Origin of the sequence: Paenibacillus paeoniae (genome assembly GCF_003388735.1) — a bacterium.
Lineage (GTDB): Bacteria > Bacillota > Bacilli > Paenibacillales > Paenibacillaceae > Pristimantibacillus > Pristimantibacillus paeoniae.
Genome location: NZ_QUBQ01000001.1, coordinates 2162445 through 2188070 on the forward strand (window position 1 = coordinate 2162445; position 25626 = coordinate 2188070).

The 25626-nt window shown below is 49.4% G+C and carries 28 protein-coding genes; 4 read left to right on the forward strand and 24 right to left on the reverse strand.

Annotated features, from left to right (window positions below; genetic code table 11):
* Positions 1-62: 62 nt before the first annotated feature.
* The 6 genes from xerD to DX130_RS10055 all read right to left on the reverse strand — a co-directional run bounded on the left by xerD (position 63) and on the right by DX130_RS10055 (position 4548).
* Complete coding sequence (gene xerD, locus DX130_RS10030) at positions 63-953, reverse strand: site-specific tyrosine recombinase XerD (protein ID WP_116045882.1); 891 nt, start codon at positions 951-953, stop codon at positions 63-65.
* Positions 954-1067: 114 nt separating this feature from the next.
* Entirely contained in the window at positions 1068-1301 is a 234-nt protein-coding gene (locus DX130_RS10035) for a DUF4227 family protein (RefSeq protein ID WP_116044850.1), read from the reverse strand.
* Positions 1302-1396: 95 nt separating this feature from the next.
* Entirely contained in the window at positions 1397-2539 is a 1143-nt protein-coding gene (gene ald, locus DX130_RS10040) for an alanine dehydrogenase (protein ID WP_116044852.1), read from the reverse strand.
* A gap of 161 nt (positions 2540-2700) precedes the next feature.
* Positions 2701-3162 carry a ferric iron uptake transcriptional regulator gene (gene fur / locus DX130_RS10045; RefSeq protein WP_116044854.1) on the reverse strand — a complete coding sequence of 154 codons (462 nt, stop codon included), beginning with the start codon at positions 3160-3162 and terminating at the stop codon, positions 2701-2703.
* A 92-nt stretch (positions 3163-3254) separates the two neighbouring features.
* Complete coding sequence (gene spoIIM, locus DX130_RS10050) at positions 3255-3872, reverse strand: stage II sporulation protein M (RefSeq protein ID WP_240644382.1); 618 nt, start codon at positions 3870-3872, stop codon at positions 3255-3257.
* A gap of 112 nt (positions 3873-3984) precedes the next feature.
* A complete protein-coding gene (locus tag DX130_RS10055; RefSeq protein WP_116044857.1) occupies positions 3985-4548 on the reverse strand; it encodes an NUDIX domain-containing protein in 564 nt (187 codons plus the stop codon).
* Positions 4549-4651: 103 nt separating this feature from the next.
* Between DX130_RS10055 and mciZ the strand changes: the two genes are divergently transcribed.
* A complete protein-coding gene (gene mciZ, locus DX130_RS27415) occupies positions 4652-4855 on the forward strand; it encodes a Z-ring formation inhibitor MciZ (protein WP_116044858.1) in 204 nt (67 codons plus the stop codon).
* Here the strand turns inward: mciZ and DX130_RS10065 are convergent.
* Positions 4845-5981 carry a M20/M25/M40 family metallo-hydrolase gene (locus tag DX130_RS10065; protein WP_116044860.1) on the reverse strand — a complete coding sequence of 379 codons (1137 nt, stop codon included), beginning with the start codon at positions 5979-5981 and terminating at the stop codon, positions 4845-4847. The genes mciZ and DX130_RS10065 overlap by 11 nt on opposite strands.
* Before the next feature lie 100 nt (positions 5982-6081).
* On the opposite strand from DX130_RS10065, the gene DX130_RS27420 reads away from it, so the two are divergent.
* Positions 6082-6168, forward strand: coding sequence for a hypothetical protein (locus DX130_RS27420; RefSeq protein ID WP_420818518.1), 87 nt, complete (start codon positions 6082-6084; stop codon positions 6166-6168).
* On the opposite strand, the gene lipB is transcribed toward DX130_RS27420, so the two are convergent.
* The 5 genes from lipB to lpdA all read right to left on the reverse strand — a co-directional run bounded on the left by lipB (position 6133) and on the right by lpdA (position 11790).
* Positions 6133-6870, reverse strand: a complete 738-nt coding sequence (gene lipB / locus DX130_RS10070) for a lipoyl(octanoyl) transferase LipB (RefSeq protein WP_116044861.1) — start codon at positions 6868-6870, stop codon at positions 6133-6135. The genes DX130_RS27420 and lipB overlap by 36 nt on opposite strands.
* A gap of 17 nt (positions 6871-6887) precedes the next feature.
* On the reverse strand, positions 6888-8201 hold the full coding sequence (locus DX130_RS10075) for a dihydrolipoamide acetyltransferase family protein (protein ID WP_116044863.1): 1314 nt from the start codon (positions 8199-8201) through the stop codon (positions 6888-6890).
* Between the two features lie 44 nt (positions 8202-8245).
* Positions 8246-9229, reverse strand: a complete 984-nt coding sequence (locus DX130_RS10080) for an alpha-ketoacid dehydrogenase subunit beta (RefSeq protein ID WP_116044865.1) — start codon at positions 9227-9229, stop codon at positions 8246-8248.
* Positions 9229-10263, reverse strand: coding sequence for a thiamine pyrophosphate-dependent dehydrogenase E1 component subunit alpha (locus tag DX130_RS10085; RefSeq protein WP_116044866.1), 1035 nt, complete (start codon positions 10261-10263; stop codon positions 9229-9231). Before DX130_RS10085 ends, DX130_RS10080 begins: the two co-directional genes overlap by 1 nt.
* A gap of 99 nt (positions 10264-10362) precedes the next feature.
* Positions 10363-11790, reverse strand: coding sequence for a dihydrolipoyl dehydrogenase (gene lpdA / locus DX130_RS10090; RefSeq protein WP_116044868.1), 1428 nt, complete (start codon positions 11788-11790; stop codon positions 10363-10365).
* A gap of 217 nt (positions 11791-12007) precedes the next feature.
* Between lpdA and DX130_RS10095 the strand changes: the two genes are divergently transcribed.
* Positions 12008-12301, forward strand: coding sequence for a DUF2627 domain-containing protein (locus DX130_RS10095; RefSeq protein WP_116044869.1), 294 nt, complete (start codon positions 12008-12010; stop codon positions 12299-12301).
* 138 nt (positions 12302-12439) lie between these two features.
* Positions 12440-12604, forward strand: coding sequence for a hypothetical protein (locus DX130_RS26430; protein WP_165861216.1), 165 nt, complete (start codon positions 12440-12442; stop codon positions 12602-12604).
* Between the two features lie 17 nt (positions 12605-12621).
* Here DX130_RS26430 and DX130_RS10100 read toward each other — a convergent pair whose 3' ends face one another.
* From DX130_RS10100 to folD, 12 genes are all read right to left on the reverse strand, one after another.
* Entirely contained in the window at positions 12622-13728 is a 1107-nt protein-coding gene (locus DX130_RS10100; protein WP_116044871.1) for a GGDEF domain-containing protein, read from the reverse strand.
* Between the two features lie 228 nt (positions 13729-13956).
* The gene (gene spo0A / locus DX130_RS10105) at positions 13957-14769 is read right to left on the reverse strand and encodes a sporulation transcription factor Spo0A (protein ID WP_116044873.1); all 813 of its coding nucleotides are present in this window, start codon (positions 14767-14769) and stop codon (positions 13957-13959) included.
* A gap of 248 nt (positions 14770-15017) precedes the next feature.
* Positions 15018-16346 carry a SpoIVB peptidase gene (gene spoIVB / locus DX130_RS10110; protein ID WP_116044874.1) on the reverse strand — a complete coding sequence of 443 codons (1329 nt, stop codon included), beginning with the start codon at positions 16344-16346 and terminating at the stop codon, positions 15018-15020.
* A 123-nt stretch (positions 16347-16469) separates the two neighbouring features.
* On the reverse strand, positions 16470-18179 hold the full coding sequence (gene recN / locus DX130_RS10115) for a DNA repair protein RecN (protein WP_116044876.1): 1710 nt from the start codon (positions 18177-18179) through the stop codon (positions 16470-16472).
* Between the two features lie 49 nt (positions 18180-18228).
* Complete coding sequence (ahrC, locus tag DX130_RS10120; protein ID WP_116044878.1) at positions 18229-18681, reverse strand: transcriptional regulator AhrC/ArgR; 453 nt, start codon at positions 18679-18681, stop codon at positions 18229-18231.
* Between the two features lie 24 nt (positions 18682-18705).
* On the reverse strand, positions 18706-19170 hold the full coding sequence (locus tag DX130_RS10125) for a hypothetical protein (protein WP_116044879.1): 465 nt from the start codon (positions 19168-19170) through the stop codon (positions 18706-18708).
* Between the two features lie 143 nt (positions 19171-19313).
* Complete coding sequence (locus DX130_RS10130) at positions 19314-20144, reverse strand: TlyA family RNA methyltransferase (protein ID WP_116044880.1); 831 nt, start codon at positions 20142-20144, stop codon at positions 19314-19316.
* 18 nt (positions 20145-20162) lie between these two features.
* Complete coding sequence (gene dxs / locus DX130_RS10135) at positions 20163-22061, reverse strand: 1-deoxy-D-xylulose-5-phosphate synthase (protein WP_116044882.1); 1899 nt, start codon at positions 22059-22061, stop codon at positions 20163-20165.
* A gap of 110 nt (positions 22062-22171) precedes the next feature.
* Positions 22172-23083: a polyprenyl synthetase family protein gene (locus DX130_RS10140; protein WP_420818506.1), complete on the reverse strand. Its 912-nt coding sequence runs from the start codon at positions 23081-23083 to the stop codon at positions 22172-22174.
* A gap of 2 nt (positions 23084-23085) precedes the next feature.
* Positions 23086-23340: an exodeoxyribonuclease VII small subunit gene (gene xseB, locus DX130_RS10145; protein WP_420818507.1), complete on the reverse strand. Its 255-nt coding sequence runs from the start codon at positions 23338-23340 to the stop codon at positions 23086-23088.
* The gene (gene xseA, locus DX130_RS10150; RefSeq protein WP_116044885.1) at positions 23330-24694 is read right to left on the reverse strand and encodes an exodeoxyribonuclease VII large subunit; all 1365 of its coding nucleotides are present in this window, start codon (positions 24692-24694) and stop codon (positions 23330-23332) included. The genes xseB and xseA overlap by 11 nt, the downstream gene beginning before the upstream one ends.
* 3 nt (positions 24695-24697) lie before the next feature.
* Complete coding sequence (gene folD, locus DX130_RS10155; RefSeq protein ID WP_116044887.1) at positions 24698-25558, reverse strand: bifunctional methylenetetrahydrofolate dehydrogenase/methenyltetrahydrofolate cyclohydrolase FolD; 861 nt, start codon at positions 25556-25558, stop codon at positions 24698-24700.
* Between the last annotated feature and the right edge of the window lie 68 nt (positions 25559-25626).

Here is a 25626-nt window from a genome sequence, read left to right on the forward strand (position 1 = left end):
TACCCCGCTCTCTGACTATGTTCTCTTATGTATGACTGACTCTCCGAACGGGACAAAAGCTCCTACGCTCTCGGATGCGCGCCAGCATATGCATCTTTCAACCTGACTTTCGAAATCTGCGTATATTTGAGGGTTGTAGCAATATCCGCATGGCCCAGCAGCTCTTGTACAGAGCGGATATCCGCTCCATTCTCCAGCAGGTGGGCAGCTACGGAATGACGAAGCGTATGAGGTGTGATCTCCGCGCCAATTCCTGCTTCCTTCGAATACTTTTTGAGCATCTTCCAGAACCCTTGTCTCGTCATTCTCGTTCCCAGATGATTCAGGAACAGGGCCGAATCCGATTCTCGTCCGGTAATCAGACATTCGCGTCCAAACTCCAGGTAATCGATTATAGCGTCCTTAGCATGGCTCCCGAATGGAACGATTCGCTCCTTCATACCATAGCCGATACACTGGATATAACCCAAATTCAAATGGAGATGCTCGACGTTAAGCGATACAAGCTCTGTCACTCGAATTCCGGTCGCATACAGCAGCTCCAGCATCGCTTTGTCGCGTTTGCCAATAGCGGTAGCCGTATTCGGCGTCTCCAACAGTGCGCTGGTCGTAGCAACGGTAAGGACAAGCGGAGGCTTCTTCTCCTGCTTCGGCGATTCCATATGGATCGATGGATCGGAAACGATAACGCCTCTGAGCACCAAATAATGAAAGAAGGCGCGGACCGAAACGATATGACGCGATATCGTAGCCGCCTTCCTTCCTTGCTCCTTCAGCAGCATCATATATTTCGAAAGATGATGGCGGTGGACGCTAGCCCATTCCCCGATACCTTCATCCTGCACATACCGAATAAACCGATTCAAATCGCGCTCATACGAAACGAGCGAATTGGGAGACAGCTTTCGTTCCAATTGCAGATGAGACATATAAAGAATCAATTGAGCTTTCAATTGCAACTTCCTCTCGGGGATATCGCCAATAGTACTGGATGGACCTCCATCATGATTCAACATTCGACATGAAAAATCCTGCTTTTTTATCGAATATTGTGCCGCTTGTCGCGATTACTCCCCGTACCAATAGAACCATCTTAAACGATCCGCTCCATACCCCGCTTCCGGAGACTCCGGGTCCGTCACGAACACCTTCATGGCTGCGCCCTTTGGCTTCTGAAAAGGATGGATCGGCGACGCAACCTCTACCAGCCATTGATACCCTCCGGCAGCAAAAAACAGAAGTACAGCAAATACAATTAGGAACCATACCCGATTAAGCCAACCCCGGAATGAAAACACCATGCCAATCAGCCCCTTGTCTTCACACAAGCGTGAATAGTCTGTCCCTATCACAGTATGAGAAAGCTGCCTGGATTATGTTAGCGCCCATTGGGCCTCTATGGCTCCAGCGAGTCATACGCAATACTCTCAAGCCCCTTCATCAGCGGGGTAAAGGGATAGCCCGATGCCGCGGCTACCGCTTCATTCGTGACCATTCCGGCATACGTATTGACGCCGCGCTGGAGCGGAAGGCTCTTGCGTACTGCCGCCAGACCATGCGTCGCCAGCTCCAGCGCATACGTCATCGTCACATTGGTAAGTGCAAAAGTTGACGTGCGGGGAACAGCTCCCGGAATATTGGCAACAGCATAATGCACAACGCCGTGCTTCATATAGACCGGGTCCTTATGAGTCGTCGGCCGATCCACCGTGGCGATCGAGCCGCCTTGATCGACAGCAACGTCCACAATAACAGCGCCCTTCTTCATCCGCTCAACCATCGCCTCCGTCACCAATTGCGGCGCTCTGGCTCCCGGAATGAGCACAGCGCCGATAACTAGATCGGCATGGCTCACCGCTTCCGCAATATGAAGCGGGCTGGACATTAAGGTGCGAATTCTTCCTTCGAACACTTCGTCCAAATAACGCATCCGCTCAGCGCTCCGTTCAATGACAACCACATTGGCCCCTAGGCCAAGTGCCATTCTCGCGGCATTCGTCCCTACTATCCCGCCGCCTATGACGACGACTTCAGCAGGTGGAACTCCGGGTACGCCGCCCAGCAGGACGCCTCTGCCGCCGTTGAAGGCCTCCAGAAACTGTGCGCCAACCTGAACGGCCATTCGACCTGCCACCTCGCTCATCGGCGTAAGCAGCGGAAGACTGCCGTTATCCAATTGAATCGTTTCATAGGCAATGCCAGTAACGCCGCTCTCCACCAGCGCCTTCACCAGTTCAGGTGCGGCAGCGAGGTGCAAATACGTAAACAAGAGCAGCCCCCTTCGAAAATACCCGTATTCGGAAGGCAGCGGTTCCTTCACTTTCATGATCATATCCGCCTCCGCCCATACGTCGGCAACAGCTTCGCGCATCGTTGCGCCTTCTCTGACGTAATCCTCATCCTGAAAGCCGCTGCCGTCTCCCGCTCCGGATTCCACGACTACGGCATGGCCTGCCGCCGTCAGCATCGTCACTCCTGCTGGGGTCAAGGCTACCCGGTATTCGCTCTGTTTGATCTCCTTTGGCACACCAATAATCATTTGCCACGCCTCCTAATGGATTATCACTAAGCGTACCTTATCCAGCATTGGCTTAAATTATGTGTATGCCAGTTGGGGGCGGAATGGAATCTAGGTCAGTGAGTCCTATAGACGGCAAAACGGCCCTGCTCTCTACATCCGATGGATGGATCGCATAGCCGTTATAATGGGCTTGAATGATCGTTTTTCTCCCTGCAGCGTACGCATACGCCTTGGAAGTCCAGCCTGTGGTCAACTACAAAAAATCCATATTCCTTCTCCAGCCTCTCTTCAAGCGGCAGAAGCCAATCATCCTTAATCTCTTCCATCGTCCCGCATTGCACACAGATAAGATGATGATGGTGATGCTTATTGCTATCAGTACGAAGGTCGTATCTTGCTACGCCGTCTCCGAAGTTCATTTTCTCAACGACATGCATCTCGCTCAGAAGCTCAAGCGTACGATATACGGTCGCAAGGCCGATCTCAGGGGCTTTATCCTTCACCAGCATGAACACATCTTCCGCGCTCAAGTGGTCCTCTTCATTCTCGAGTAGCACGCGTACGGTAGCTTCACGTTGCGGGGTCAGCTTATAACCCTGTGACTGCAATTGCTGTTTAATCTTATCAATCCGGGCTTCCATGATCTCCCCCCTACCACATGTCCGCGCCTCATACATGAAACGTTTCCTTTTATTATAGGGGCTAACTAGCGAGAAAGTCAAACCATTTGATGTCAAATCATGCCGTTTTGAGCCGAAAGATAGGGGGCTGCCCAGCCAATAACAGAAGGGGAGATAAAAGCTTCAACCAATGCCGCTCCCGCGAACAATACCAGCATGATCATGGCCGTCGATGTCAGCGAGCCGAGCTGCGGCAGAAGTGCTCCCGACTGCTGCAGCAGCCTGTTTTTCACCATATATACGCCAAAGGAAATGGAGGCAACACTCGTTATCATTAACGCGGGTACGGCAATGGCATTTTGCGGAGCCAAAGTAAGGAACGAGAAGAAGACGCCCTTCCATTCATATTGTTGAATGAGAATCCCAATTGAAAAGCCGATCAGCGCCCCCTTCAAAAAGTTCAGTACCAGAATGCCAGGAATGCCGACCACTGTTACACCGAGCAGCCAGATCAGCACCAACCACTTCAAATGAAAGAAGAATCGCTCCCAAAATATATCTTCAGCTGCAGCTCCCAATCCGATCTTCATGCTCTGCACATACTGACCTACTTCCGATGCGAGTTCTTGCTGCTGCTCCAGCGTCAACGCATTGACAAGAAGCGCGCCGAATATGCCCCCGACTACGAACAATACCGCAACGAACAAATAAAGGTTAAATTGAGCCCTCACAACGCAAAGCCCCCTTGCTAACCGCAGAATGAGTAAAAATGTCACTCTCCCGCAGGAGAGGTTGTCCATTTCATTCTATGTAAGCAAGGGGGCGTATATGACGCCAAGAGTATTAGATCGTTCCGGTCACGAGGTATAGCTTCCATGCATAGACAGCCACTATTGTCTTGGCGTCGCTAATGCGGCCTTCGGCTATATAAGCATCGGCCTGCTCCATCGTAATGGCTTCAACGCGCAGGTCCTCGTCTTCGTCCAGTTGCTGCTCCCCCGCTTCCAGTTGATCCGAGAAATAGAGATACAGCTTCTCATCCGCAAACCCTGGCGATGTGTAAAAAGCGCTGACAAGCTTCAAATTGTTCGCCCGATAGCCGGTCTCTTCCTCCAGCTCTCGCGCCGCGGCCTCCATCGGATCCTCTCCAGCATCAAGCTTGCCGGCCGGAATTTCGATCTGGAACTTGTCCATCGGCTTTCTGTACTGGTCCACCACAAGCAGCTTGCCGTCCAGCAGCGCCACTACCGCCGACGCGCCAGGATGACGCACGATCTCACGTGTCGCTTGTTTCCCGTCGGGCAAGGCAACGGTATCGACTTGCAGCGATATGACTCTGCCCTGGAAGATCTGCTCCGTATGTATCGTCTCTTCGCGCCAGATCGGCCCTTTGTCCCCTGTTTCCATCCAGATCCTATCCTCCCATTATCGGCCTGTCCAGACAGGCATAACTTGTCCTCCAATCGCATACCTATCCAGTAACAAATGACTCGGTTAGGAGCGATGGATCATGAAACAATATATCGCATCAAATCATTTAAGACTGATCGGGAAAGGCTGGGAAATCCGTCACCAGCTGCAGAAGCTCGCTGCCGCTGGCGACAATGTTTCCTTAAGCCGATTCACGAGTGAACTTCCGCCGCTGAAGGTAACGCTCGGAGGTCTCGCAACACCTAGAATTCAATACGTTAGGGTACAGACGACTACTGGCTAGAATTAGCTTGCTTAATAATTTCAACGACAAGCTCAGCTGTTTTCGCAAGATCGTCCGTTTTGATTTGTTCTTTGGTCGTATGAATATATTCATAGCCGACAGCCAGGTTCACTGTTGGAACGCCTAAGCCGTTGAAAATATTGGCGTCGCTGCCGCCGCCAGAATGGAAAGTTGTTGGCGTTGCTCCGATCGCTACTATCGCTTTTTTGGCAAGCTCTACAACCGCGTCTCCGTCCTGGTATAGATAAGCCGGATATATAATGTCGCTTTCGAACTCGGCACGCGCTCCATATTCCTGAGCTGCGCTTTCCACTGCTGCTTTCATAGCCGCCAATTGATCGTCCAGCTTCGACTGGACAAGACTTCTTGCCTCCGCATCCAGCTTCACGTAGTCGCATATGATGTTCGTTGCGCCGCCGCCTTCGAACTTGCCGATATTGGCAGTGGTCTCGGAATCAATGCGTCCAAGCGGCATACGGGCAATGGCTTTCGCTGCAACCTGAATGGCGCTAATGCCGTCTTCCGGATTAACACCGGCATGCGCCGACTTCCCGAAGAGTTTGATCGTCACTTTCGCTTGTGTAGGCGCCGCAACGGCTATATCGCCGATCTCTCCGTTGGAATCCAACGCATAGCCGAATTTGGCTTCAAGCTTGGATGCATCCAGTGCACGCGCCCCAAGCAGGCCGGATTCTTCACCTACCGTAATAACAAATTGAATGCGACCGTGCGGAATGTCCTGTTCCTTCAATACGCGAATCGCTTCGAACATAGCCGCAAGTCCCGCTTTATCGTCCGCTCCAAGAATGGTCGTACCGTCGCTGCGAATATAGCCGTCAGCATCCAACTGCGGCTTAATGCCATTGCCCGGTGTTACCGTATCCATGTGGCTCGTGAAGAAGATCGTCGGTGCATGCGCAGCCCCGCCATTGCTGCTCTCCAGCATCGCAAACAGATTGTTCGCTCCATGCCCCGTTTTGGCTGCGGCATCGTCTTCTGTAATCGTCAATCCTAGCGCCGCAAATTTCTCCTTAAGCACTTTGCTAATTTCGCCCTCATGCTTCGTTTCGCTGTCTACCTGTACAAGCTCCATAAATTCCTGAATCAATCGATCTTTTTTTATCATTCTGTTTCCTCCATCCATCTCTATCGTTTACAATAGAATATAGTGTACTATGTTATTATTTTCGTTCGGAAAGGAGAACTGTCTTATGCGTCAGCAAAAAATGATACGTATTGTCGCCATCGTCCTTGTAGCCGCGCTTGTTGTTACTACGTTATTCGCGGGTCTCGGTTCGTTCTTCCTCGGTTAAGGCATCAGTCGAGAGCTGGAGCCCAAATTGCTCCGTAAAGAAAGGAAGCAATTCGCGAGCCGCAGCCTCCACTGTCATATCCAATCCCGTCAGATCGCCCAAGGAGGTTACGCCGTATTGTTGAATGCCGCATGGTACAATACCAGCAAATCCTTCTGATGCGATGCCTGACTTTATATTGAGCGCAAACCCGTGACTCGTAATAAAGCCCCTCCGACGACGGGCTTTATTAAATTTGACGCCAATCGCCGCAATTTTCTCGTCACCGACCCATACTCCTGTATATTCCGGCTTACGTCCCGCTTCTATACCATAAGACCCAAGCCAATTAATAATGACTTGCTCCAGACTTCTCAGATAAGCATGGAGATCCAGTCCAATCGCATCCAAATACAGCAGTGGATAGCCTACCAGCTGCCCCGGTCCATGATAAGTAATATCGCCTCCGCGATCGATCTCGAAAAACGTTATACCCTGTTGCTTCAGCTCTTCCTCGTCCAGCAGCAAATGCTCAGGATGGCGATCGGATCCCATCGTATAGGTCGGCGGATGCTGAAGAAGGAGCAGCGTCTCCGGACGCTCCTCCCGATCAATCTCCTTCACATATGCCTTCTGCAACTCCCATGCTTGCGCATAGGGAACCGTTCCGATGTATCCGGCAGCCAACGGTCTGGAACCAGACCCTTGCTCTGTTTCCTTCATGATGGATACCCCTTCTCTTAATACAGTTTGCTATCAAGCGTGAAGCTTTCCAGATTGTCCTTCACTCGTTGCAGGAATCGTCCGCAAATCACGCCATCCAGAATACGATGATCGAGCGACAGACAGAGATTCGCCATCGACCGTACAGCTATCATGTCATTAATGACAACCGGACGCTTAACGATGGATTCGAAAGTAAGTATAGCAGCCTGCGGATAATTAATGATCGGGTACGACAGGATGGAACCAAACGATCCTGTATTGTTAACCGTGAACGTACCGCCCTGCATATCCGATAGCGTCAGCTTACCTTCGCGCGTTTTCCTTGCAAGCTCGTCAATTTCTTTCGCAAGGCCTGCTACGTTTTTATGATCGGCGTTTTTGATTACAGGCGTCAGAACCGAATCTTCCGTGCCGACAGCCAAAGAAATGTTAATATCACGCTTCACAATAATTTTGTCCACAGCCCATGTGGAATTCATGATCGGGTAATCCTTGATCGCATTGACGACTGCTTTGAGCAGGAAAGCCAAGTAGGTCAAGTTAATGCCTTCCCGCTTCATGAACTCATCTTTCAGCTTGTTGCGCAGAACGACCAGATTCGTAACGTCAACCTCAATCATGGTCCATGCATGCGGAATTTCGCTGACACTCTGCCTCATATTGCGGGCAATCGCATTGCGCATCGGCGTTACGTCGATGAACGTTTCACCGCGACCTGGCGTGCTGCTCTCGATTTCGATCTTCGGAATACGCGGCGTCTCGGACAGATGCATGCCGGAGGAACGCACCTGCGCTTTTGGATCAATGGATATAGATGCGGCCGGTGACGCTGAAGCGCCAGCCGAGTGCTTGCTCGAAGCGACATACGCTAGTACGTCTTTGCGCGTAATGCGGCCGCCAAGTCCCGTACCGCTAACATCGCTTAACCGAACGCCATGTTCGGCAGCCAACTGCTGTACCGCCGGCGAGAAGCGATTACGCATCGGCGCATCGTCATCTGTAGCAATAGCCGCCAGTCCTGCTGTTGTCGCCGCTGGCTCCGTTGATGCCGGCTGCACAGCCGGTTCGGCTGCATCACCCGTCGCTTCCGTTTCGATTATACAAACAGGCGTACCAACCGGAACCGTCTCTCCGTTGCCCACCAATATTTTAACCAGCTTGCCTGACACCGTGGACGGAAGCTCCGCATTTACTTTATCGGTTAATATTTCGCAGATCGGCTCGTAAATATCAACCCAATCACCCGGCTGCTTCAGCCACTTATCTATCGTGGCGTTCACAAGCGACTCCGCTAGCTGCGGCACGACGATTTCCGTCAAAGTTTTCATTCAACCAGCTCCTAACTGTCCAAGCCTCAATGGGCCCGCAATCCTTAATATAATGCTAGATGTTTCATTGCCTCTTTCACTTTATCCTTATTCAGAAGGAAAAACTTCTCTCCAGGCGGATTGATCGGCATAGCCGGCACATCCGGTCCGCATAGACGCATAATCGGCGCATCCAGCTCGTAGAGCAGCTCTTCCGCAATAATGGCAGCTACTTCGGCTCCGACTCCGCCCGTTTTGTTGTCTTCATGCACAATCAACACTTTGCCTGTCTTGCGAACTGCCTCCAGAATCGCTTCTTTATCAAGCGGCTGAATCGTACGCAAATCCAGAATATGTGCGCTGATCCCTTCCTGCTGCAGCTCTTCGGCAGCCTGCTCCACGAATCGAAGCGGCATGCTGTACCCGATTACGGTAATATCATCGCCTTCACGCAAGACATTGGCAACTCCGATCGGCACGATATAATCCTCTTCCGGTACTTCGCCGTTAACCAGCTTGTAGCACTTCTTGTTCTCGAAGAAGATGACCGGGTCTTCGTCGCGTACAGCCGCCTTCAGCAGCCCCTTCGCATCGTAAGGACGGTATGGCGCTACAATCTTAAGTCCCGGTGTTCCAAAAAACACCGATTCCGGACATTGCGAATGGTACAAACCTCCAAATACACCGCCGCCAATTGGCGCACGTATAACAATCGGACAAGTCCAGTCGTTATTGGAGCGGTAACGAATCTTGGCCGCTTCGCTAATAATTTGGTTGGTCGCTGGAAACATAAAGTCCGAATATTGCATCTCAGCAATCGGCTTCATGCCATACATAGCTGCGCCAATCGCTACGCCTGCAATTGCAGATTCCGCCAAAGGCGTATCCATAGCCCGCAGTTCGCCGAACTGCTCATGCAATCCTTTGGTCGTCGTAAAGACGCCGCCTTTCACGCCGACGTCCTCTCCGAGCACGAATACATCCTCATCGCGCTCCATCTCTTCCTTCATCGCAAGTCTGATTGCATCAATATAATCCATGACGGCCATTAGCGCAGCCCTCCTTGCTTGTCATCATCCGCGTAGACATGCAACAGCGTTGACTCCGGTGTCGGGAACGGCGCTTTGTCGCCATATTCCGTCGCATCATCAAGCTCTTTGCGTATCTCAGCTTGCATCACAGCCTCCAGCTCATCGTTCCAGATGCCGCAATCCGTCAAGTATTGCTTGAACAGCGGTAAGCCATCCTTCGCACGATTCTCATCAACCTCTTCCTTCGTGCGGTAAGCCAAATCGTTATCCGATGTAGAGTGAGGAGATAGACGGTACATCATCGCTTCAATCAAAGTTGGCCCTTCGCCTGCTATCGCACGCTCACGAGCTTCCTTCACCACACGATACACTTCGAGCGCATCATTGCCATCTACACGGAAACCCGGGAATCCGTAGCCTAGCGCCCGGTCCGATACTTTGCCGCCCAATTGCTTGTGAACAGGGACAGAAATGGCATATTGGTTGTTCTCACACATCAGAATAACAGGCAGCTTATGCACGCCCGCGAAGTTGCAGCCCTCATGGAAGTCACCCTGGTTGCTAGAGCCTTCACCGAAGGTAACGAAGCTGACCAGCTGTTTTTTCTTCATCTTCGCAGCTAGCGCGATGCCTACTGCATGAGGCACTTGTGTCGTTACCGGACTGGAGCCCGTCACAATGCGCAGCTTCTTATGACCGAAGTGACCCGGCATCTGGCGTCCGCCGCTGTTAGGGTCCTCCGCTTTCGCGAATACCGACAGAAGCAACTCACGCAGCGTCATCCCGACTGACAATACAAAGCCATAGTCACGATAATACGGCAGGAAATAATCCTCCTCGCGATTCAGCGCGTATGCCGCCGCTACCTGCGCGACCTCTTGGCCAATACCCGATACGTGAAAGTTTATTTTGCCTGCACGCTGCAGAAGCAGCATTCGCTCATCAAATTTTCTTGCCTTAACCATTGTCGTATACATATCGATAGCTTGCTCATCGCTTAAACCCAATTCCAAATGGCGAGCCTTTTTACTTGCTGAAGATATTCCGGCCATTCAGGCATTCCTCCTTGTTTGCCAGCTATTATAACCTGGTACTAAGACCTTGTCATACTTATTATAACCGCTTTATGAGCAAAAAGAAATCCGTCTTCTTTAAAAGGCAATAGCCTTCCCATCAACAGCCAGCATCGCTTCCCCTAAAGCCTCTGCTAACGTGGGATGCGGATGTACCATTGCGCCCACTTCCCAAGGCGCAGCATTCATCCAGCCGGCAAGAGAAGCTTCCGATATCAAATCAGTCGCATGCGGTCCAATCATATGAACGCCCAGAATATCATCGGTCTTCCGGTCCGCGATTACCTTCACAAAACCTTCGGCCTCTCCCATTACAATGGCCTTGCCGATCGCTTGGAACGGAATCTTGCCAATCTTGATATCATGTCCTCTTGTCCGTGCGCCGTCTTCCGTCAATCCATAGGAAGCGATCTCGGGACTAGCATAAATACATCTAGGAATCAAATGATGTGGCAGCGGAGCCGGCTTTCCTCCGCAAATATGATCGACGGCGTTCAGTCCTTCGTGAGATGCAGCATGAGCAAGCTGCACGCCCCCGACTACATCTCCGATTGCATAGATATGAGGCTCTGTCGTCTGTCCAAATTCATTAACTTCAATAAAACCGTCTTTCGTTCGAATATCCGTATTCTGAAGCCCGATACCTTCCACATTCGCAATGCGGCCTACAGACAAGAGAAGCTTGTCCGCAGTAAGCTCGACTTCTCCATCCTGAGTCAAGGCTTTTATCGAAATACCTTCGCTACCTGAATGGTAGGTCGAGGTATCAAGCTGTACGCTGGTCAATATTCGTACGCCTCGGCGACGTAGCGCCCGGGAAAGCTCTGCGGACACTTCCGCATCCTCGCCTGGCAACAGTCTCGCTCCCGCCTCGATTAGCGTCACGCTTACGCCAAAGTCTTGTAGCATCGATGCCCACTCGACACCGATCACGCCTCCGCCAACGATTAGTATGGACGTAGGCAGAGCATCCAATTGAAGCGCGTCGTCGCTAGTTAAAATATGTTCGCCATCCGGCGTCAAACCCGGCAATGAACGAGGTCTGGAGCCCGTTGCGATAATAAGGTTCGTCGAGACGACTGATTCCATCTCTCCATCCGCCAATTCCACAGCAAGCGAACCGCTCTTCGGAGAGAAGATGGAAGGCCCTATCACCCTGCCTTTGCCTTTAAGAATTTCAATGCCGTGTTTCTTCATCAGGCTCTGCAGCCCTCGGAACAGTTGATCCACTGTCGATGATTTGCGAAGCTGAACCTTGCCAAAGTCAAGCGATACCGCACCTTCGGCTACGTCAATGCCAAATTGAGCGGACCCCAGCAGCGTCCGATATACTTCTGCGCTCCGAAGCAAAGATTTGCTTGGGATGCATCCTTTATGCAGGCAAGTTCCGCCCAGCTTGTCCATCTCAATAATCGCTACCTTCTTGCCCGCCTGCGCGGCCCGTATCGCCGCCGTATATCCGCCTGGACCTCCGCCTAGTACGGCTACATCTACTGTAATCGCCATTCCAGTCCCTCCAATTACTCTTCTTCTATGATATGTCTGCCTCTATTATTCATGCTTAAGTATAGCCAAAACGTGGGGATTAACAGTACCATTGTACCGCTTTTTCAAATTCATTTCACTGACTTGGAGTAAAATAGACACCTCGCGCAGAAAAAGGTATGATAGATGAGGTTAAGCTGTTCTGCGACCGTACTTAAGTCAAGGAGATATCGAACATATGAGAGTAGTACTTATCCGTTTTATCGCAGTCATCATGCTTGTTATACCCGGAATACTTGCGTGCTTCGGATTTCTGAAGATGAAGGACTCCCTGTTCATCTTTTACTCCGACTTTGGCAATGAAGCCGTGACGCCAAGCTTTGATTGGCTCACATTCCTGCTCGGCCTGGTCATGTTTGCCGCTGGTGTCGGCTTTATCGGCGGTTGGATCTTTTTCCGAGATCGCAAACGCAATTATGTAGCAACAAGATTTAAAGAGAAGCGCCCTCGTCCGCCCAAGCCACAGGCTTAGCGTCGATGGCGCTTCTTTATTTTACAATGCGATGACGAACCCGTCCAATCTTTACATAGTTGCTGAGCGGGATTGATTCATCTCTAACGTTAACAGCATACACTGGATACATCGAGCAAAGAAGCGAGGTGAATCCATATGAACATCGTATTCGACGTCCTGGTAGACGGCAAGAAACAAGAGACTTTGCGACCGAATAAGCAAAAACTGAAAGACATTAGACTTTTCATCAAAGCAGAAGCTGCCCATCTCATTCGCAAATACGGCCGAAACGTTTATTTAAATCGCAGATTTGAATATTAATTCAAACTGCGATTTTTTTATGGGCTGAGTACCGGCACCTTCTCATTGGAGCACACTTGATTTCTACCGCCAGCTTTTGCCCTGTACAACGCTTCATCGGCTTGCTCCATCAGTTGCTCGCGGCTTGTATAAGGAAAGGTTGCAACCCCGATCGACACTGTAATGTGCAGGCTCGTCCCGTCCGTTAGCTCAAACCGATGGCGTTTTACAGCCTGTCGCATTTTCTCGGCAATCGTAAGAGCATGCTCATGCGGTGTATCGTAGAGCAATACGGAGAATTCCTCCCCGCCATTGCGGGACACCGTATCGAAAGTTCGCGCCGTTTCCCTCAGAATAATTCCCAGTTGCTTCAACACTAAATCGCCGTTCACATGTCCGTAAGTATCATTAACCTTCTTGAAGAAGTCAATATCGATAAGTGCAATGGAGAGACATTCGCCCTTGGCCGCTGCGGTCTGAAGCAAGGTCTGATAGGTCGCATCAAATCTTCTATTATTGCTAAGACCGGTCAAGAAATCCACTGTCGCTTCCTTTTCGTTTTTCTTGAATTGGATATTCGCCTTATTCAAGAAATCGACCAGATAAGCAGTCAGCAAGCCGCCAATAGTCATCATCACCACATAAGCCGCAATCGGAATAACCGCTTTTTCTCCTACATTTATTGTAAATACGAAAGCCGTAAGCACATTGCAAATGACAATGGAATAGATCCACTTCTTCCAATACGAAAAAGCTTGATAGCACACCACTCCTACTGCAAGCGCAATGATAATCGTATTGCCCGCAGCAATGATTGTGGACACGGTAACCTCACCGAAAGCAAACAGCCGTGTAGCAAAGATGAGGACAGCTGCAATCAAAGAGGAATAGATCCCTCCATACATAACGGCTATAATGACGGCTAGTTGCCGGAAGTCCAGCAGTGTTCCATTCATATGGACTGTGAAAGCCATTAGAATAATACCGAGACCTCCTGCTATTAAACCCACCTTCCATGTCATTATACATGAAAGCTTGTCCCCCAATTCGACCTTCTTCAAAACGAGCTGATTAGCCAAAAAGAGATACGCCGTTACGATGGCTAAGTTGGCTACCATATCTTCGATAGTATCTAGCAAAGTCAAATCTGCCTACACCTTTCTGCGTATGAGATATCTGTACGATTATAGCATAGATTCTCGATGAAGGATTATTTTAGAAGAGGAGGCGCAGGTACATACACGGAGAAAATGCAACTTCTTCAACGGTTGCATCGTTAAAAAACGATAAAAAATACCGCATAGGTATCAGTTGTAAATAACCGATACCTATGCGGTACTCATCGAATAACTAAACCCATAGTTCTCTTACTTTCACGAAACTTTATGCTCAATTCTCAGCTTGTCCGCCACCATCGCAATGAACTCGCTATTCGTTGGCTTCGACTTACTGATGTTAATTGTATATCCGAACAGATGACTGATGGAGTCAATGTTGCCGCGTGTCCAAGCCACTTCGATTGCATGGCGGATAGCGCGTTCAACGCGTGAAGGCGTTGTTTTAAATTTTTCGGCGATAGCGGGATAAAGCGTCTTCGTAATGGCACCCAGAATTTCAATATTGTTGTACACCATCGTAATGGCTTCACGCAAGTACTGATAACCCTTAATGTGTGCAGGCACGCCGATTTCATGAATGATGCTGGTAATGTTGGCATCCAGGTTTTTGCCTTTCGCAAGCGGCACAACGTTCGACTTGATTGTAGCAGAGCCGACGCTGTAATTAGCAGAGGACGAGAATGCGGTATTGCCTACCAATTGACGGATACGGTTTGCAAGGATATCCATATCAAATGGCTTCAGTATGTAATATGAAGCTCCCAATTGAACGGCTTTTTGCGTAATGTTTTCTTGGCCGAACGCCGTAAGCATAATAATTTTCGGCATGGGTGATAAATTCATTTCTCTCAATCTTTCCAGTACACCTAGGCCATCCAAGTGCGGCATTATAATATCAAGAATAAGTATATCCGGCACATCCCTGGACTGCTCCAAGTGACGAATAACCTCTTCTCCATTATACGCTACACCACTTACATGCATATCACTTTGTTCGGATATGTATTCCGATAACAAGTTAGTAAACTCTCTGTTGTCATCTGCTAACAATACTTCGATCTTATGCAAAGTCTAATCCTCCCTTAAATGATATTTATGTGTTGGGACATTCGCTGTCTGAGTTTAAGTTTTCGACATACATAATGGAATTCCTTCTGTCGAAAATCTTTTTTCTTTATTTTTTTAGAAGAGTTCGATATAATAAATAATTTATTGCATGAAACGAACAATTTCGGGATGCTTCGACACATACTTGTCGAAATGGAATATGAAGAAACGCCTTCCGCGAACTTCCATTCGCAGAAGGCGTTTTGTCATTAAGCCGCTTTATCGTCATGGCCTCTTGAAGATTTCATCAAAACACCTGCGTCTTGAAGCATCCATTCAATGAAACATCCGTATCCGGATGACGGGTCATTGACAAATACATGGGTTACCGCGCCAACTAGCTTACCATCTTGAATGATAGGACTGCCGGACATGCCTTGCACGATGCCGCCTGTCTTACTGAGCAGTCGCTTGTCCGTAATCTTGATCACCATACCTTTGGTCGCTGGGCTGGATTGCTTGGATACATGCATGATTTCAATGTTGAAGCGTTCCACCTTCTGATCGTTGACAACCGTTAAAATTTGCGCCGGCCCCTCCTTCACATCCTCAGCAAATGCCACAGGCAATGTCTTGCCGCTATAACTATGAGTAGGAGCCTCGTTCATCTTACCGAAAATGCCGAATGGAGTGTTCCGCTCAATATTGCCCAGAACTTTGCTTTCCTTCACAAAATGGGCACGCTTCTCACCAGGCTCGCCTGTCTGGCTCTTATTAATGGACGTGACGCTGGATTGCAGGATTTGTCCTTCTCCCACTTCAATCGGTGTTTGCGTGTCCATATCCGTAATTACATGTCCCAACGCTCCGTATACGCCTTGATCAGGAGCATAAAAGGTAAGTGTGCCCACACCCGCAGCAGAGTCTCGAATATACAGCCCCAAACGCCATGCTTTGTCATCTTCGTCATAGACAGGACTAAGCTTCGTGTTGCTCAGCTGTCCTCCGCGCTTATACGTAACTTCAAGCGGTTGCTTGTCATCGCCGTACCGTGCACATAATAAGCCCACTTTGTGAACCTCATTTACAGGGGTACCGTTAATGCTCATGATCAAATCGCCCAGCTTCAAACCGGCAGTCTCGCCCGGAGACTGCTTCGCCCCATTGCGGTCCACCACTTGATGATGACCGACGACGAGAATGCCAGCCGATTTCACTTTTACGCCAATCGTCTGTCCGCCCGGAATGACGCGAAGATCCGGCACTACATTTACTTTGATCGTTTTGAAAGGAATTTTACCAAATAATTTCACTTTCATGTTGGTCTGACCGCTTTGGCTCGGTTGCAGTGATAGCGGCTCGCTTAATTTAACGGATGTAGAATGTCTGGACATGCCGTTAACTTGAAGCATCTGGGGATCGACCGTGACCTCCGCATGAACGGGAACTCCAACTTGCAATCGTTTCATTTGGCCAGAGAATAAACGAAGTTCATTCGGAAGTGCCGCGAATTGTTGAAACGGGGTGGAGAAACCGATCAGGCAGACGAAGGACACGAGGATCAACCCAAACCATCGTTTCCGAGGATTGGAGTTCAATGATTTCACGCTCCCTGTCATTCCATCGCATGACGAAAAAGGTTATTTCGCCATTGGCGTACCTTTAAGTTACCCTGCACCCCAGCTTTTATGTCCGCAAAAACATTCCCTGAAACCCTTCCATTACGCCCCTTTTAAAGTGATAGCCAAATCAAGCATTTCTTGTGCATGATGTCTTGTTTTTTCCGTTACTTCCACGCCGCCCAACATACGCGCAAGCTCCTGAATGCGCTCAGGATGAAGAAGTTCCGACACCGAAGTAGACGTACGATTATGCTGGACTTGCTTCCGAATTTCATAATGATGGTCCGACATGCAAGCCACTTGAGGCAAATGTGTAATAGAAAACACCTGGCACTTCGCCGCGAGCGCGGACATCTTCTCCGCAATAGCTTGCGCTGCTCTGCCGCTTACACCCGTATCCACCTCGTCGAAAATAAGTGTCGGGATTTGATCAATCTCCGCGAAGATGCTCTTAAGCGCAAGCATAATACGCGACATCTCGCCGCCAGAGGCAATTTTGTTGAGCGGCTTCAACGGTTCGCCTGGATTAGTCGTTAACATAAATACGGCTTCGTCCATGCCCGTTGCATTCAGCTTAATGCGATCATCCAATTCATCTTCAGCTGAACGATCCAGCTTAACCTGAAACTTAGCAGCAGGCATCTGAAGCTGTTTCAGCTCGCCTTCAATGGCATAGGATAACCTCTCTGCGGCATGTTGACGCAATTGAGACAATTCTTTTGCAAGCTTGACTGCTTGTGTCACTAAGGCTTGTTCTTGCCTTTTTAAATCCTCAAGCAGCTCATCCCGATTTTCAATCTTGTCGCGTTCGACAATCGTTTGTTCCAAATAAGCCAATATATCTGGTATAGTCTCACCATATTTGCGTTTTAGTCCGTTAATCATATCCAGTCGATCTTCCACCATGGCAAGTGCTTCCGGGTCGGATTCAATACTGTCACGATAGTCTCTAAGCTGGAATGCCGCATCCTCTGCTTGATAAAAAGCTGATTGCAGTTGCTCGATCAATGGATTCATGACAGACTGGTCGTAGCTTTGAATATCATTAAGCTTCGTAATGGCCCGGCTCAACGCATCAAGCCCTTTGCCCGCATAAAGAAGCGAATATGCTTCGGAGACGGCATCCATGCGTTTGCCCGCATATTGCAGCTTACGCCGCTCCTCTTCTAATGACTCGTCCTCGGAAGGCTTTAAATTTGCGCTGGAAATCTCCTCGATCTGGAACCGATACAAATCAAGCATCTGTACGTTCTGTCTGGAGTGGTCCTCTACATCGCGCAATGCTTGACGAACACCCACTAGCTCGCGGTATACGGCACTATACTGTACTTTTCGATCAAGCAGCAGATCGCCGCCGAATAAATCAAGCCATTCCAGATGCTTGTCCGTCCGCAGCAAGGACTGATGCTCATGCTGTCCATGAATATTGACCAGATGCTCTCCAATATCTCTCAGCATCGTAATGGTAACCAATTGCCCGTTAACTCGGCTGCTGCTCTTCCCGTGCGATGACAGCTCTCTGCGGATTACCAGCATCTCCTGAGGATCATACTGGACGCCAAGATGATTAAGCTGCTTCCAGACAGGGTGCTGCTGCGGGAGATCGAACATAGCTTCCATCTCTGCCTTGTCGCAGCCATATCGCACCATATCAGCAGAGCCTCGCCCACCGACGATTAAACTTAAAGCGTCGATCAGTATGGATTTCCCGGCGCCTGTCTCGCCCGTCAACACATGGAATCCATGATGAAAAGTCACGTTAACCTCTTCAATAACAGCTAAATTCCTAATCGATAACTCGCGCAGCATGGTTTGATATCCTCCCTGAATGTTTTTCTGATTCATTCATTCATAATTGTTAATTCATAATAGCCAGCAGCTGTTCTACAATATACACGCTCTGTTCTTTCGTGCGGCAAATAATCAAAATCGTATCGTCACCGCAAATCGTGCCCATCACTTCTGGCCATTCCATGTTGTCAATCATGCCGCCAATCGCATTCGCCGTACCTGGAAGACATTTCAGTACAACTAAATTGTCTGTATGATCGATATGCGTAAAGTGGTCCAACATGGCTCTTTTGAGCTTATGCACCGGGTTCTGGCGCTGCTGTTCCATAGGCATTGAATATTTGTATCTGCCTTCATTTAGCGGTACCTTAACCAGCATCAATTCCTTGATATCTCTGGATATGGTCGCTTGCGTAACCTGCATGCCGGATGACCGAAGCGCTTCTACAAGCTCTTCCTGCGTCTCGATTTCTCCATTCGTAATGATTTCTCTAATTTTAAATTGCCGCATACTCTTCATATGTAATAGCAACCTCCGTCAATGTTAGTCGGCTATATGAAATACAATTTTGCTTATTTTCTTTTCCTTCAGATCGACATACAGTACGCCTGCGCAATGGGGCAACAGCAAGGCATACATAAGCAGTCTGTCTCTAAGTCCGCTCGCCGACCAATCCATCGGCATTCGCTCCCGGGCCGTCTTCACAATGTAAGTAAGATGGTCCATCTCCGCAATATAGTCAATGTAGATTCTTGTTCCCTTGCCAAGCAAGGCATCGTCCAATTCCACGGGAATGGGGATGACATGCTTACCGGATACGACCAGATAGCCGTGTTGTTCAAGCAACTGCACATGCTCGTCGTTATCAGCGATAGCTCCGCCTTTGCCCAGCTTGACCTTATTCATTGTAGCCGGAGCATGCAGCCAGCGGTAAAAAGTCCTGTAAAGCCAAATAACTGCAAGCACCCCTGCAACTGCCATAATAATCCAATCGCCATACTTGTCCATCGTCGCTATACACCTCTTTGCATCGGTATCCATTAAGCGAACGTTTGTTTGTATTAGTGTATCAAATAACTGGCATCCCTGTAAAGCAAAAAGATGCCCAAACAGTTGAAAACTGATCGGCATCCTTCCTGGCTGCAAGTTATTTATTTGTTCAGCTTGAACGTAGCGTTCGCTTCCTTGACTACTTGTCTGAGGGAATCTGCATCGATCACTTCTCTATCGGATGCTCCGTCCCATGTCCAGTATGCCAGAAACTCAATATTGCCCTCTCCCCCTGTAATCGGGGAGAACGTCAAATCATGCAGCTTATAGCCAATGGAGGAGGCGTATCCAAGCACCGTCTCCAATACATCTTGATGAACCCCCGCATCCCTTACAACGCCAGACTTGCCAACCTTCTCCCGGCCGGCCTCGAATTGCGGTTTAATGAGCGCTACAATGCCTGCTCCCTCCGAGATAAGCGTCGATAATGTCGGCAAAATAAGCTTCAACGATATAAAGGATACATCAATGCTTGCAAAAGTAGGCGGAGGACCTTCAAGCTGCTCCGGCTGCAAATACCGGAAATTGGTTTTCTCCATTACTTTAACTTGCTCATGGCTTCTAAGCGACCAATCCAATTGATTCGTCCCTACATCTATTGCATAGACATAGGATGCCCCGTGTTGGAGCGCACAATCAGTGAATCCGCCTGTAGATGCGCCGATATCGAGCATGACGCGCTCCTTCAGATCAAGATTGAAGGAGCGTATCGCCTTCTCCAGCTTGAGCCCGCCGCGACTGACATAGGGATGAAGCGCTCCTTTCACCTTAATGTCGGCCGTTCGCAGCACTTTCATGCCGCTCTTATCAAGAGGTTCGTTATCCACTAGAACCAGACCCGCCATCAAGGCTTTCTTAGCTTTCTCCCTGCTGTCATAAAAGCCACGCTCTACAAGCAAGACATCTATCCGTTCTTTCCCTGTGTTCGTCATAAATCTCCCTAATCGACTCTAAGTCTGTCCGGTTACCCGTTTAATTCTGCGCGGAAGCATGGAACGCAGCTCTGCTGCGACATGATCGGCCGTAAGACCTACTTCCTCGCGCTGTTGCTCAATTGAACCGTGCTCAACGAAAATATCGGGAACTCCGATAATTTTGACCGGAACATCATAGATGCCATTGATTGAATAAAACTCCAAAATCGAGCTGCCAAAGCCGCCTTGCCGAGTCCCTTCCTCCAGAACAAGCAATCGTTTGCCGGATTCCGCAAAAGACAGCAGCATACGCTCATCGAGCGGCTTTATGAATCTGGCATTGACGACACCTGCATTAATCCCTTCGCGTTTCAACAACTCCGCCGCTTGCTCAGCTACTGCGATCATAGGTCCAAGCGCCAATATTTCGAACGCGTCTCCTTCTCGAAGCGACTCCCAGCTTCCGATCGGAATTGGAGCCGGATCAGCATCAAGCGCAACACCTAAGCCGTTAATACGCGGGTAGCGGAGGGCAATCGGTCCTTCATCGTAAAGAATCGCTGTCTTCATCATGCGCCTAAGCTCATTTTCGTCCTTGGGCATCATAATAACCAGATTAGGGACATGCCTCAGAAAAGCGATATCGTATACGCCGTGATGAGTCTCGCCATCAGGACCTACGAAACCAGCACGATCAATTGCGAAGATGACATTCAGGTTTTGGCGGCAAATATCATGAACAACCTGATCGTATGCACGCTGCAAGAACGTGGAATATACCGCATATACGGGCTTAAGTCCCTCCATAGCCATGGCAGCCGATAATGTAGCAGCATGCTGTTCCGCTATGCCTACATCAATCATACGGTTCGGAAACTTCTCTGCGAACTCCATCAGTCCGGAACCGCCAGGCATAGCAGGTGTAATGGCTACGATACGTTCATCCTCGCTCGCTAGTTGGATCAGCATATCGCCGAATACTTTCGTATACATCTGATGCCCTACAGCTTTCACCATTTGACCAGATTCGATCTTGTAAGGCGAAGCCCCGTGCCATTTGTGCGAATCCGCTTCAGCTGGCTTATAGCCCTTTCCTTTAACCGTAAGCACATGAACGAGAACCGGCCCAGGCATGGAATCCGCTTGCTTCATAATTTCCATCAGCCCGTGAAGATCATGACCATCCACCGGTCCCAAATAAGTCAACCCGAATTGTTCGAACAAAATACCACTGACAAGCAAATACTTCAAACTATCCTTGAAGCGCTCTGCAGTCTTCGCCAGTTTGCCGCCTATCGCCGGTATTTTGTTCAACAGCGTCTGAAGCTCTTCCTTTGCCTTCTGATAATGACGGTCGGTACGGATTTTACCCAAATAATGATGGAGTGCGCCAACGTTAGGAGCAATCGACATCTCGTTATCGTTCAGAATAACCATCATATTGCGTTTCTCATGTCCGATATGGTTGAGCGCTTCAAGAGCCATGCCGCCTGTCAACGCCCCGTCTCCAATAACTGCGACGACACGATTGGTACCGCCTCTCAGATCGCGGCCAAGCGCCATCCCCATTGCAGCGGACAGCGAAGTGCTGCTATGTCCCGCTTCCCATACGTCATGCTCGCTCTCTGAGCGCTTGACAAAGCCGCACAGCCCCTTGTACTTGCGGAGCGTGTCGAACTGGTCCTTGCGGCCAGTTATAATTTTATGAACGTAAGACTGGTGCCCAACGTCGAATATAAATTTGTCATCTGGACTATTGAACAAATAATGCATAGCCAGAGTCAGCTCTACGACACCCAGATTTGGCGCCAGGTGACCTCCAGTAACGGAGAGCTTCCCAATTAGAAACTGTCTGATTTCCTCAGCTAGCTCAGCCAATTGAGCAACTGTCAAAGCCTTCAAATCTTGAGGTCCGTTAATTCGATCCAGCAGCACGTTGCTTTCCTCGCTTTCGAAGACAGCAGTTAAGCCGTCCTATAAACGTCTACATTTTACTCATTATAACATATGCCCAATTTGATTCAATCTTTCGCCATAATCCGCGATCAATGATCTCTCTGAACCAGATAGTCGGCAATTTGCAGCAAAAGAGAAGGATTGGCCAGTTCAGCGCGCCGTACAGCGGATTTCGCTTCCTCCGTAAGGCGATCTACAATCGCCTTGCTCTCCTCCATGCCAACGAGATAAGGATAGGTTACTTTCTGCTGATTAACATCGCTGTTCGTTTTTTTGCCCAATTTGCTTTCATCGCCGATCAGATCCAGAATGTCATCTTGAATTTGAAAAGCAAGGCCAATATTGCGGGCATAAAGAGTCAGCTGCTCCAATTGAAACTCTGTTGCGCCTCCAATGCGGGCGCCCGACCTGACTGAAAAAACAACCAAGTCGCTCGTTTTATGCAAGTGGATATATTCCAGTTGCTCTACTGTCGTTAGCCCTTGCTCGCCCAGCATATCGGCTACTTGCCCGCCGACCATACCGGAAGCGCCTGCCAAAGTGGAGAGATCCTCCACAATAGCAAGTGCCGCATCAATCGGCACGCCTTGACGAACGGATCGCGGAATTAAGCTAAACGCATGAGTAAGCAGTGCATCACCGGCCAGTATCGCCATCGCCTCGCCGAACACTTTATGATTCGTCAGCTTGCCCCTGCGATAATCGTCGTTATCCATTGCAGGCAGATCGTCGTGAATGAGTGAATAGGTATGTATATATTCGACAGCGCAGGCAACTGGAAGTGCCGCGCCGCGAGTCTCAGAAGAACCTTGAATCGCTTCTGACACGGTCATGACAAGCGCAGGTCGAATACGCTTTCCGCCTGCTTCCAGAGAATACGTCATAGCCTCTCGAAGCGTTGCCGGAATATCCCACTCCTGTGGCAGAGAAACTTGCAAAGCGGACTCCACTTCAGTTGCGCATTGCTTCAAGTATGCTCGAATATCTACGCTAACGTTCAAGTTTATTCCCCTTTATCTTCGTTTGCCGCTACAAACGTTTTTTTCTGGAAGCCTTGCTCCGACTCCACAAGCAACTCAATCTTGCTCTCCACTTGCTCAAGCTTGCCGCCGCATAACTGGGACAGCCTCATGCCTTCCTGAAACAAATCGATTGCCGTCTCAAGCGGCACATCGCCGCTTTCAAGCTTGGCAACGATTGCTTCCAAACGCTGCATCGCTTCTTCAAAGCTCAGCTCATCCTGTTTATCAGCCTTCACCGTTAACGCCTCCTTCAATCGATTCCACACGGCACAAGAGCCGGCCATTCATCAATTTAACCTGTACGGCATCGCCATTCTTCGTCTCGTCGACTGATTTGATCAACCGCCCCGATTCACTATCATAAACAAGGCTATATCCTCTCGCCATTACTTTCAGAGGGCTCAGAGCGTCCAGTTGTCCGATAGCACCATGCAGTCGCAGTCTGTGCTCCTTCAACATCGAGGCTACCGACATCTCCAAGCCGCGCGTTACAGTTGCAAGTCGCTTGGCTGATTGTTGAAGGGCTTCACCCGGATGACGAGCTGCCAGCTTTGCTTGAAGCTGAGATAATCTCGCATCTTCCTTCGATAATCGCTTATGCATACGCTGCTCCAACTGCTCCTGCATGCGATCCAGACGCTGCGCCTGATCCAACATATAACGACGAGGATGCAGGAAGAACGGAGAACGCCGAATACGGGAGAGCCGTTCCTTCTCGCCGGTGATTGACTTATTCATAGCGGCAATGAGCCGCTGATTCATCCGTTCGCGCTGTTGTCTGATCTCTGCGATGTACGGCACGGCCAGTTCCGCTGCGGCCGTAGGAGTCGCTGCTCGCATATCGGCTACAAAGTCGGCGATGGTAAAATCCGTCTCATGACCGACAGCACTAATGACTGGAATTCCGGAGTTTGCAATCGCACGAGCTACCGTCTCCTCATTAAAAGCCCAAAGCTCTTCAAGTGATCCTCCACCCCGGCCAACAATTAATACGTCGCATTCGCCAAAACGATTCATCGCATCAATCGCGTCGACAATGGCAGGCGCAGCACCCTTGCCTTGTACAAGAACAGGATACACATAAACCGGAATGAAGGGATATCTTCGTTGTATCGTCGTAATAATATCTCGTACCGCCGCACCAGTGGGAGACGTAATGACGCCGACAGCTTTTGGAAAAGGTGGCAGTTCCCGCTTTCGGGCATTCGAAAACAGCCCTTCGCTCTCCAGCCGCCCCTTCAATTGCTCGAAGGCAAGGTATAAGCTGCCGATCCCGTCGGGCTGCATCGCCATAACATAAAATTGATAGTTCCCATCCCGCTCAAAGACGGATATATTGCCGCGCGCCATCACCTTGGCGCCTTCCTTCGGTTTGAAAGGAAGACGCACATTATGGGAGGCGAACATGACACACTTTAACCGACTGTCGCTATCCTTCAGCGTAAAGTACATATGCCCGCTGGAATGATGCGTAAAGTTTGAAATTTCGCCACGCAGCCAGACATCGCCCAGTACAAGATCAGTCTCCAGCTTCATACGAATATATTTGTTAATTTCTTTGATGGAATAAACTTTGGGGTCTCTACCCATCGCTTACACCCCGATTCCGTTAGCCCTTTTCGCAGCATTGATCGTATTTTTCATAAGCATCGTAATAGTCATTGGACCAACGCCGCCAGGCACAGGAGTAATAAAACCAGCTGAATCCAGGCAATCGTCAAAGTCGACATCCCCAGCAAGCTTGCCGTCAGGAAGACGATTGATGCCTACATCAATTACGACAGCTCCTGGTTTCACATATTGGCTGTCAATGGCCTTTGCTTTACCGATAGCCACGACGAGAATATCAGCTTGCTTCGCCAATTGTTCCATGTTTGCTGTTCTGGAATGACAGATGGTTACTGTTGCATTCTCGCGCAGCAGCAGCATAGCGACCGGCTTGCCGACGATATTGCTTCGTCCGATTACAACCGCATGCTTGCCTGAAATTTCAATGCCGCTTCGCTTGATCAACTCAATAACGCCAGCCGGCGTACACGGCAGCAAGCTGTCATCGCCTATAGTCAAATTGCCGACACTCTCTGGGTGGAACCCATCTACGTCCTTGTCCACACTGATCGCATCGATAATCGCTTTTTCGTTAATATGTTTCGGAAGGGGCAACTGAACCAAAATACCGTTAATAGATGCCTGTCCGTTCAATTGTTCAATAAGATGGAGCAGCTCTGCTTCCGATGTGTCTTCAGCAAGCCGATGAACCTCCGAATAGATGCCCAACTGTTGACATGCTTTTTCTTTGGAACCGACATATACTTTGGATGCCGGAGCTTCTCCTACGAGAACGACTGCAAGTCCAGGAATGACATTCTGTTTTGTCAGAGCGGCAACTTCTTCTACCATCTCTACTCGCAACTGGTCTGAAACTGTTTTGCCGGCAATAATTTGAGCGCTCATAATTGTGATCGTCCCCTTCATCTTTATCGTGTCTGATAGAATGAATTACGGAATGCCGCAGGCCTCTC